7 protein-coding genes are annotated in these 6,612 nt (G+C 73.2%); 3 read left to right on the top strand and 4 right to left on the bottom strand.

All coding sequences use genetic code 11. The features are described 5' to 3' along the window. Positions 1-107: 107 nt before the first annotated feature. Complete coding sequence (locus MTQ10_RS26115) at positions 108-599, bottom strand: winged helix-turn-helix transcriptional regulator (protein ID WP_247472615.1); 492 nt, start codon at positions 597-599, stop codon at positions 108-110. Between the two features lie 119 nt (positions 600-718). Between MTQ10_RS26115 and MTQ10_RS26120 the strand changes: the two genes are divergently transcribed. Both MTQ10_RS26120 and MTQ10_RS26125 read left to right on the top strand, forming a co-directional pair. Further along, entirely contained in the window at positions 719-1,417 is a 699-nt protein-coding gene (locus MTQ10_RS26120; protein ID WP_247472616.1) for an SDR family oxidoreductase, read from the top strand. A gap of 20 nt (positions 1,418-1,437) precedes the next feature. Then, positions 1,438-3,054, top strand: a complete 1,617-nt coding sequence (locus tag MTQ10_RS26125) for an MFS transporter (RefSeq protein ID WP_247472617.1) — start codon at positions 1,438-1,440, stop codon at positions 3,052-3,054. A 191-nt stretch (positions 3,055-3,245) separates the two neighbouring features. Here the strand turns inward: MTQ10_RS26125 and MTQ10_RS26130 are convergent, their stop codons facing one another. After that, positions 3,246-3,530 (bottom strand): hypothetical protein, encoded by a 285-nt coding sequence (locus tag MTQ10_RS26130; protein ID WP_247472618.1) that lies wholly within the window; start codon positions 3,528-3,530, stop codon positions 3,246-3,248. Positions 3,531-3,606: 76 nt separating this feature from the next. Then, positions 3,607-4,185 (bottom strand): VOC family protein, encoded by a 579-nt coding sequence (locus MTQ10_RS26135; RefSeq protein ID WP_247472619.1) that lies wholly within the window; start codon positions 4,183-4,185, stop codon positions 3,607-3,609. A 291-nt stretch (positions 4,186-4,476) separates the two neighbouring features. Here MTQ10_RS26135 and MTQ10_RS26140 point away from each other — a divergent pair, with 291 nt between their 5' ends. Further along, entirely contained in the window at positions 4,477-5,289 is an 813-nt protein-coding gene (locus MTQ10_RS26140) for a polysaccharide deacetylase family protein (protein WP_247472620.1), read from the top strand. Positions 5,290-5,337: 48 nt separating this feature from the next. On the opposite strand, the gene MTQ10_RS26145 is transcribed toward MTQ10_RS26140, so the two are convergent. Further along, on the bottom strand, positions 5,338-6,612 hold a 1,275-nt coding region (locus MTQ10_RS26145), incomplete at its 5' end, for an SWIM zinc finger family protein (protein WP_247472621.1).

Here is a 6,612-nt window from a genome sequence, read left to right on the forward strand (position 1 = left end):
CCCTCTGCCGTACCGCTTCCCCTCTGCCGTACCGCTTCCCCTCTGCCGTACCGCTTCCCCTCCGCCGTACCGCTCCCCCTCGACGCCCGCGTCAGCCGGCGTCCGCGTCAGCCGGCGTCCGGGGTGATGCGCAGGAGGCCCGGGCCGGGTTCGACGACGGTCTCTCCGTCCGCCACGTCGTGCCCCTCGTCGCAGCGCAGCACGGCGTGCACTTCGGCGCCGCAGTCCCGGTGGCGCACGACGACCGGGCGTCCGTCTTCACCCGCGGCCCAGCGGTCGCCCCACTGGCGCAGCGCCACGAGCACGGGCAGGAAGTCCCGGCCCTTCTCCGTGAGCTGGTAGGCGAGCCTGGTCCGTTGGCCGGGCTCCTGGTAGGGGACGCGTTCCAGCAGGCCGGCGGCGGTCAGTTCCTTCAGGCGCGCGGCGGCGGCCGGCTCGCCGATGCCCACGCGCTTCGCGAAGTCGTCGAAGCGGCGGGTGCCGAAGAAGGCCTCGCGCAGGATCAGCATGGCCGCCCTGGTGCCGGCGATCTCCAGCGTGCGGGCGATGGAGCAGTTCGCCATGGACCAGGTGTCCCGTTCCGCGAGCAGATCACTCATCGCCGTCTCTTTTCTCCCACTCGGCTGACTTGCCTCAACAGATGTCAGACTATACCGTCGAAGCTGACTTACGAATATGAAAGTCAGCCATGCTCCACAGCAGCCGAGGAGAAGAAGTCATGGACATCAGCGCAGCAACCGCCCTGGTCACCGGGGCCAACCGGGGGCTCGGCCGGGCCCTCGCCCAGGAGCTGACCGCGCGCGGCGCCACCGTGTACGCGGCGGCCCGCCGGCCGGAGCAGGTCGATCTGCCCGGCGTGAAGGCGATACAGCTCGACGTCACCGACCCCGCGTCGGTCGCCGCCGCGGCCGAGGCGGCCGGGGACGTCAACCTGCTGATCAACAACGCGGGCACCTCCACCGGGGCCGATCTGCTCACCGGCGAGTGGGACGACCTGCGGCTGGAGCTGGACACCCACTACCTGGGCTCCCTGCGGGTGATCCGCGCGTTCGCCCCGGTGATCGAGGCCCGCGGCGGGGGTGCGGTCCTGAACATCCTGTCGGTGCTGTCCTGGATCGGTCTGCCGTCCGTGGGCGCGTACGCCGCCGCGAAGTCCGCGGCGTGGAGCATGACCAACACCGTGCGCCAGCAGCTCGCCCCCCGCGGCATCACCGTGTCGGCACTGCACGTGGGCTACATGGACACCGACATGGCCCGCCACGTCACCCAGCCGAAGACCGACCCGGCGGTCGTCGCGCGTGCCGCCGTCGACGGCATCGCCTCGGGCACGTACGAGATCGTCGTGGACGACCTCAGCCGCAAGGTGCGGGCGGACCTGGCCGGCGGTGTCGCCGCCGTGTACCCGCAGTTCGCCTGATCGAGGAAGACGAAACACCCGTGACTTCCTCCACCCCCTCCCCCGCCGCGATCCGCGACACGGACCGGCGGCCGAAGCCCGGCGGTGGGCCGGCCGGCGGCGGGCAGCCGTCCCGGTTCACCGCGGGCGTCACGCTCGTCGCGATGTGCCTTGGCGCCATGACGACGTTCCTGCTGATCACCGCTTCGGTGTCGGCGCTGACGGCCATCCAGGACGATCTGCGCGTCTCGCCGACCGGGCTCGTCTGGATCCCGTCCGCATACACGCTGCTGGTGGCCTGCCTGGTGATGTCCGCGGGCACGGTGGGCAATATCCACGGCCGCAAACGCGCCTTCCTCACCGGCACCACCGTCATGATCATCGGATCGTTGACCGTATACACCGCGTCGTCGACGACCGGCGTCATCACCGGCCAGCTGATCTCCGGCGTCGGCGGCGCGCTGATCCTGCCCAACAGCCTGGCCCTGCTGGGCGCCGCCTTCCCCGACCCCCACCGACGTACCGAAGTGGTGACCGCGTGGGCTGCCGCATCCGGCGTCGGTCTGGCCGTCGGCCCGGTCATCGCGGGCACGCTGCTGAACCACTTCCACTGGCACACGGTCTTCCTGTCGACCGCGGCCCTCGCGGTGCTCACCATGGCCGTGGCCGCGTTCGTCCCCGAGTCCCGCGCGCCCGGCGGCAAGCTGGACGTCCCCGGCCAGATCCTGGCCGTGCTTGGCATCGCCGCGCTCGTGTACGCCCTCATCGAGGGCGGCCACGACGGCTACACCAGCGGCCGTATCGTCACCGCCTGGGTCGTCGCGGCGGCTGCCCTCGCCGGGTTCGTGTTCGTGGAGCGCGCCGCGGCCAGGCCGATGCTGGACATGCGCCTGTTCCGCTCGGCGTCGTTCAGCGCCGTCATGTTCGTCGCGGCGGTCTCCCTGTTCGGGTTCACCGGCGTGTCCATCCTCTCGGTGCTGTTCTACCAGCGGGTCCAGCACCTGTCGGCGCTGGACGTGGGGTGGCGCCTGCTGGCCCTCTTCGGCGTGTACGTCGTCGTCGCATGGGCCACCGGCCGGATCATCCGCCGTACCGGCTTCAAACTGCCCCTCACCCTGGGCTTCCTCATCGGCGCGGGCGCCACCGCCGGTTTCCTCACCCTCGGCCCCGACACCCCGTACTCGCACGTGTGGTGGCTGTACGTCCTCTTCGGCGCCGCCTGCGGCATGGTGGCCGCGCCGAGCACCGCCGCCGCCCTGGTCAGCGTCTCCCACGAGCACGCCGGCATGGCGTCCGGAGCCGTCAACGCCTTCCGCCAGGTCGGCTCCGTCACCGGCTCGTCCCTGGTGGGCGCGCTGCTCGCGCACCGGCTCCAGTCCGAGCTGCCCGGCCGGCTGGAGGCCCACCACGTGCCCCGAGAGTCCTGGCCGGCGATCGAGCACGCCGTGTCCACCGGCGCCGCCCACGGCGCGGCCCCGCCCTCCGTGACGGGCGCCGTCGGGGACGCCTTCACCTCCGGTGTGCACGCGGGCATGACGGTGATCGCCGTGGTGTTCGTGTGCGCGGCGGCGGCCTCCGCCCTGCTGGTGCACAACCGACCGCACAACGTGCGGACGGCCGGCGCCACGAGCCCGTCCGCGGGCGCCACCGGGCGCTGAACCCGCGCCACCGTTCCGGGGGTCGGACGGCTTCCTCGCCGGCCCCCCGTGACGGCACCGCGCCCGACCCCGGCCCATTCGGCGACCGCCGCTCCGGTACCGCCCCGGCGGTCCGCGCACGACAGCCCGGCCCTTGCCGGGGGCGTACGGTTCGGCGGGCTGTCCGGCCTCGTGCGAGCGTGATCACGGTCTCAGCCGCAGTGCGTCCCGTATGCCGTATACACCGCTCGTGGGGAGCACACCGGTACGGGGACGACGGTATGCGGTCGACGGCATACCGTCGTCACGGCCTGCTCCTCGGTCCGCGTCGTCACGGCTTGCTCCTCGGTCCGCGTCGTCACGGTTTGCTCATCGGTCCGCGTCGTCACGGCCTGCTCCTCGGTCCGCGTCGTCACGGCTTGCTCCTCGGTCCGCGTCGTCACGGCTTGCTCCTCGGTCCGCGTCGTCACGGTTTGCTCCTCGGTCCGCGTCGTCACGGCCTGCTCATCGGTCCGCCGGCTGAAAGGCCGCTCCTCCCTGGACGATTCCCGGCCGTCTCCCGTGTGCGGCCGTTCACGCGACGACGTGGAACTCGTTCCCGGCGGGGTCGGTGTACTCGCCCGGTGCCGTGTCGCCGTGGGTGATCTCCAGCCGCAGTCGGTTCCGCCCCTCCTTCGGGGCCGCCGGCGGTCCCATGACCAGGGCGACCGGGCTGGTGGGGTCGCGGCGCAGACGGACACCCCAGTCGTGGGACTCGACCGCGTGCCAGTCGGCGCGGGCGCGCCAGAAGGCCGTCTGGGTGTCCCGGTCGTCCTCGGCGACGTCGAGGCAGACCGCGACGAGACCGGAGTCGGCGCGCACACCGGGATGGCCGGGGCGCAGCACGCAGAATTCGTTGCCCTCCGGGTCCGCCAGTACGTCCCAAGGGACGTCTCCCTGCCCGATGTCGGCCCGCGCGGCGCCGAGGGCGAGGAGCCGCGCCACCTCGTCCTCCCAGCGCGGGCCTCCGGCCAGGTCGAGGTGGAGCCGGTTCTTGCGGGCCGGCTTCGGGCCTGCGGCCCGGTCGAACCGCAGGCGCAGGCCGCCCGTCCGGCCCCGCGTGGCCTCCCGCCAGAAGCGTTCCACGCGGGGGACGTCCAGTGCGTCGATCACGATTCCGGTCAGCATCCCTGTCCCGTTCGCCTTGCCGTTCCCTTTCGCACGAGGGCTCACTGTGACGGCCTCCGCCGACGCCTGACTGGCACAAGCACGGAAACTGACGGTCAATTCGGGCCACTAGGGGCGATGTTCCGTAGTCCCCTCCGCGGGTTGTCGCCGAAAGCCCCCGGAATTGTCCTTGATCGGTAACGGAGGGATCCTGCGTGCCCTGATCCTCATCCCATCAGTTGGCAGCACAGCGGCCAGCGACACGGAACTCGGGAACTGCGGGAGAGCGGGGCGGAGATGGCACGTCACAACGGCGGACGCGGCTGGTACGGCAAGACGGTCGGTGCGGCGCTCGCGGTGGTCGTCGCGGCGACCGGGGCGTCGGTGTGGGCGGCGCAGGCCGGAGCCGTGAGCGCGGCCTCGCCCAAGCCCGCCGCGTCCTCCGCGCCGTCCGCGTCGTCCGCGTCGTCCGCCTCGCCGGCCGCCGGGTCGCAGTCGGCGAAGGTGGCGGTGTCCATCGCGCACGCCTCCGACAAGGGGCCGCGCGGCCTGAACATCACCATCGACGACGGCCCCGACCCCCAGTGGACACCGCGTGTGCTGGAGGTGCTGGACGAGTTCGGGGTCAAGGCCACGTTCTGCATGGTCGGCACGCAGGCGAAGGCCCACCCCGATCTGGTGAAGAAGGTCGTCGCGGCGGGGCACCGGCTGTGCGACCACTCGGTGGGCCATGACACCGGCATGGACAAGAAGTCCCAGGAGTACCAGGCGCAGCAGATCCTCGACGCCGAACGCATGATCACCGAGGCGTCCGGCGGTGTGAAGCCGATGTACTACCGGGCGCCGGGCGGCGCGTTCACCCCCTACAGCCGTCAGCTGGCCGCGTCGCACGGCATGCGCCCGCTGGGCTGGAACGTCGACACCAAGGACTTCGAGAAGCCCGGCACGGACGCGATCGTCGCCACCGTCCGGCAGGAGCTGTCCAACGGGCCGACGCTGCTGTTCCACGACGCGGGCGGCGACCGCTCCCAGACCGTGGAGGCGCTGCGCCGCATCCTTCCCGAGCTGAAGGAGCAGGGCTTCTCCTTCGGGTTCCCCGTGCTGAACTGACGCCTGCCCCCCGGTCAGCCCCTCGGGGTTCGCGCCCTGTGGCCCCGGTCAGTCCTGCGGGTACGCGTCGAGTGCGCCCAGCCCGGTCAGTGCGCCGACCGGGTCCGGGTCGGGTGTGCCGCGCGGCCACCAGTCGTCGCTGCCGGGGTCCGCTTCGTACGCGTACCACAGGCCGTCGCGGCCCAGCCGTAGCTGGACGTGTCCGAGCGGGTGGGTGAGGCGGTTGCGCCACGGCCGGAAGGCGGGGAGGTCGGCGGCGAGCAGCAGGGGTCTCGCGCGGTCGAAGCGGCCGGCCGGCGGGTCCCAGGGTTCCTCCAGCGCGGCGAGCCCCTCGGTGCCGCCCTGCCGCCACGCGGCGACCGCGCGTGCCAGTTCCGCGGGTGTACGGCCGGCCGCGGCGGCCAGCGACGCGTACAGGGCCCTGCTGCCGGCGGTGAGGCCGGAGCCGGGGCGGGCCGCCGCGAGCCGTACCGCGTCCTGCCACAGGGTCAGTTCGCCGCTCTTGTCGTGGCCGGTGGTGAGCAGCGTGTGGGCGCGGGCGGCGGCGTCGGTGGCCAGCTGGTCCAGGGCGAGCGCGTCCGGGCCGTCGGGGACGTCCGGGTAGACCGGCGGCTGCTCGGGGTGTGCGGGCAGGGGCAACGGCGGCGGCAGCGGCGGGAGTCGGCGGGGTGCGAGGGCGTCCGTGGCGCGGACGCCGGGCAGCGGGTCGGGTGCCCGTTCCTGCGCTGCGCGGGCCGCGCGGGTGGCGCTGAGCCGCGACAGCGCGTCCAGCACCTCCCTCTCGCCCCGGCCGCGCAGCAGGAGCAGCACGAACGGGTCGGCGTCGAGGAGCCGGGCCGTCTGGTAGCAGAGGGCGGCGGCGTGCTTGCAGGGGTGGCCGCGGTCGGGGCAGCTGCAGTGCGGCTCCAGATCGCCCGGGCCGGGCAGCAGCGGTATGCCGCACTCGGTCAGGGAGTGCGGCATCTCCTTGTCGAGCAGGGCCGCGATGTGCCCCGGCCGGTCGGCCGCGGCGTCCAGGAACCGCGCCCAGTCGTCGTCGCCGAGCGTGCGCAGCCGTACCTGCACGCGGTAGGGGCGGGGGCGGCTGCCCTGCACATAGGCGAGGACGAGCCCCGGCGTCACGGTGATCGCGTCCACGGTGCCCTGTTCGGCACAGACCCGTCCGCGCGCCAGCCGCGCGGCGTCCAGCGCGCCCCGCTCCAGCGCGTCGACCCAGGCGTTGCCCCACCAGGTCTCGGCGAACGCGGGGGACGTCTCGCCGTCGTCGGCGGGGGTGGTGGCGGCCGTCGTGCCGGTGGTGGCGGTGCCGGGGCGGGTCCGGGG

Source organism: Streptomyces sp. XM83C, assembly GCF_023072675.1.
Taxonomy (GTDB): Bacteria; Actinomycetota; Actinomycetes; order Streptomycetales; family Streptomycetaceae; genus Streptomyces; species Streptomyces thermocoprophilus.

Excerpts from the sequence above, each read along its gene's own strand:
- MTQ10_RS26115 (WP_247472615.1), bottom strand. The coding sequence starts at position 599 with ATGAGTGATCTGCTCGCGGAACGGGACACCTGGTCCATGGCGAACTGC.
- MTQ10_RS26120 (WP_247472616.1), top strand. The coding sequence starts at position 719 with ATGGACATCAGCGCAGCAACCGCCCTGGTCACCGGGGCCAACCGGGGG.
- MTQ10_RS26140 (WP_247472620.1), top strand. The coding sequence starts at position 4,477 with ATGGCACGTCACAACGGCGGACGCGGCTGGTACGGCAAGACGGTCGGT.